We start from the raw sequence: 2,812 nt of genomic DNA on the forward strand, positions 1-2,812 counted from the left end.
GAAGTACGGAACGCCGCCCCGGCCTCGGCCGGTCAGACCTGGACCGTCAGGTCCGGACCGGTCAGATCGACTCGTAGTAGCCGAGCACGTCGACCAGGAGGTCGGCGGGCTGCCAGCCCTGGTTCCAGAAGTCGATGATGCCGCCCCTGCCGTTCGCGGTCTGGGCGAGGTTCGGGACGGTCTGGCCGGACGTCCAGTTCAGCGTCGAGGAGACCGGCCGGTCCGGGAAGACCGCGGTGTTGTTCTCGTAGCTGGACCAGTAGTTCGGGTCGGGGGCGACCGACAGGAAGCCCGGCCCGTTGGTGTTGGTGACGGTGGTGTTCAGCACCCAGCCGTCGACCTCGGGGGTGGTGGTGTTGCCCTCCAGGGCGAGCGCGAAGTAGCCGCGGGCCGGCACCGGGGCGGCCGGCGAGCCGCCGCGGGGCTCGCGGGTGTCGACCAGCCGGGTCGCCGTGTAGAGCGGCACGTACGCGGAGCGGCTGGCGGGGGTGTAGTAGCCGACGATGTCGAGCACCACGTCGGTCGGCTTCCAGCTGCCGTTGCGGATGGTGATCCTGCCGTCCGCGCTGACCGGGACGATCGCGGCGTTGGCGACGGTCTGCCCGCCGGTGAAGTTCAGGTTGGAGGTGGTCGGCGCCGCCTGCCCGGCCGGGTAGGCGATCAGGTGGCCGGCGTCCTGCGGGGCGGTGGCCGTCAGGTTGACCGCCACGGCGGTGACCCCGGCCGGCACGCCGTTGCGGCCGGTCAGCTGGACGTCGAAGCCGCTCAGCCCGGCGACCTGGCCCTTGGCCGTCCCGATGCCCTCACGGGTGTCGACGACGCGGGTCTGCGACACGGTGCGGTAGCCGCTGGCCGTCTTGGCGGCGAAGTAGCCGGTGACGTCGGCGAGCAGGTCGACCGACTGCCAGGCCGAGTTGAACAGGTAGACGTACCCGTCGCCGCCGACGGTGGCCACCACCAGGTTCGGGACGGTCTGGCCGGCGACGAAGTTGAGGTTCGAGGTGATGGCCGTCTCGGCCTTGTTCTTCGTGGGCTGCACGGAGATGTGGCCGGCGCTCGTGGCGTTGGTGACGGTGACGTTGAGGACCACCGCGTCGACCCCGGCGGGGATCTGGCCGACACCGTCGATCTTCAGGGCCACCGTGCCCTGGGCGGGGACCTTGGCCGCCGGGGCGCCGGTGCCCGAGCGGGTGTCCAGCAGGCGGGCGGGGGTGACCGGGGTGAACTCGGAGCCGAGGGTCTCCAGCGTGACCGTGTTGGTGGCCTGGACGTTGTTCGCGGCGTCCGTCGCGGTGACCGTGACGTTGTACCGGCCGACGTTGGTGTACTTGTGCTTGGTGGTGCGCGTGTCGGTCCCGTTGCCCGAGACGTAGGCGTTGAAGGTGTCCGACGTCCCGTCGCCCCAGGCGATGGTGACGGCGACGGTGGAGGTGGCGCTGGGGGTGATCAGGGTCTCGAGGTTGACGCCGTGGGCGCTGGAGACCGAGGCGTTCAGGCCGACCCCGATGGTCGCCGCGAGGGACGCGGCCGGAGCGCCCTGGGCGGGCGCCGCCGCGTTGGCCCGCTGGCCGGGCTTCGCGGTGACGACCGTACGGTCGGCGGCGCTGCTGTAGGTCTTGGCCGGAGCGTTCTTGGTCACGTCCACCCCGGCCGCGCTGCCGGCGGCGATCGAGGCGGGCGCGGAGCCGGGCGCCTGGGCCGGGCCGGAGGCCTGGGCCGTCCCGGACGTCGCGAGACCGACACCGGCCGCCACGAAGGCGGCGAGAACCACAAGTCGGCGATTGTGCACCGAATCCCCCACAGTTGTGTGATTAGTCGAACGGAATCCACACAGTTCGAACGTGCGTTCAGAGAGTACAGGTCGTTCGAGGTCCGTGGGACCTGGTTTTTCGGGGGGGAAAATCGGTGGACGATTGGTGAATTGACGTCGTATTTGCACGATTAAGAGAAGAAGGGGAAGTTCGTTCCGGGGGGTTACCCTTCCTCCATGCTCTCCGTGGTGGTGGCCCCCTGGGTGGGCGACTCGAAGCCGGTGTTCGCCCGCAATCCCGACGTGCTGCACGACGCGGCGAGCACGATGAAGGTCGCGGTGCTCGCCGCGCTCTGCCGCAGCGGCGCCGACCTCGACGCCGAGGTGCCGGTGGTGAACCGCTTCGAGTCCGCCGTGGGCGGCGAGTTCGGCAACGACCCGGACCGGGACAGCGATCCGCTGCCCTGGGAACTGCTCGGCACCCACGTGCCGCTGCGCCTGCTCGCCGAGCGGATGATCACCCACTCGTCCAACCTCGCCACCAACCTCTGTCTGGCCCGCACCGGCCGACAGGCCGTCGCCGACGTCTGGCGCCGCGCGGGAGCCACTCGCAGCGCCACCCCGCGCGGGATCGAGGACCACGCGGCGCGCGCCCGGGGCGTGGACAACCGGGTGAGCGCCCACGACCTGGTCCGGCTGCTGCGCTCGCTGGCCGGCGAACCGGAACTGCTCGCCCTGCTCGAACAGAACGACTTCCGGGTGGACCTGGCCGCGGGCCTCCCGTCCGGCACCCGGATCGCCTTCAAGAACGGCTGGATCCCCGGCGCCCGGCACGGCGTCGGCCTGGTCCAGGCGGCGGACTGCCCGCCCTACCTGATCGCCGTCTGCTACACCGGCCCGCTCGCCGACGGCACCGACCGCACCGACCCGGCGGCCCGGCTGCTCGCCCGCCTCAACCGGATCATCGCGCTCAAGGAACTCGGCTTCACCCTTCAACAGGTCCACGCCATCGTGGACGTGTTTTTATTCACCTTGGAGTTGCGGGGCATGATTTTGGTTGGC

At 70.7% G+C, this 2,812-nt stretch carries 1 protein-coding gene and 2 pseudogenes; 2 read left to right on the forward strand and 1 reads right to left on the reverse strand.

Annotated elements, in window-relative coordinates:
* Window positions 1–61: 61 nt before the first annotated feature.
* On the reverse strand, window positions 62–1,771 hold the full coding sequence (locus tag ACFRMQ_RS39845) for a PKD domain-containing protein (RefSeq protein WP_380735797.1): 1,710 nt from the start codon (window positions 1,769–1,771) through the stop codon (window positions 62–64).
* A gap of 216 nt (window positions 1,772–1,987) precedes the next feature.
* On the opposite strand from ACFRMQ_RS39845, the pseudogene ACFRMQ_RS39850 reads away from it, so the two are divergent.
* Window positions 1,988–2,626, forward strand: a pseudogene (locus ACFRMQ_RS39850) (serine hydrolase); the annotation flags it as partial.
* Window positions 2,627–2,812, forward strand: a pseudogene (locus tag ACFRMQ_RS39855) (hypothetical protein); the annotation flags it as partial.

Source organism: Kitasatospora sp. NPDC056783, assembly GCF_042789895.1.
Lineage (GTDB): Bacteria > Actinomycetota > Actinomycetes > Streptomycetales > Streptomycetaceae > Kitasatospora.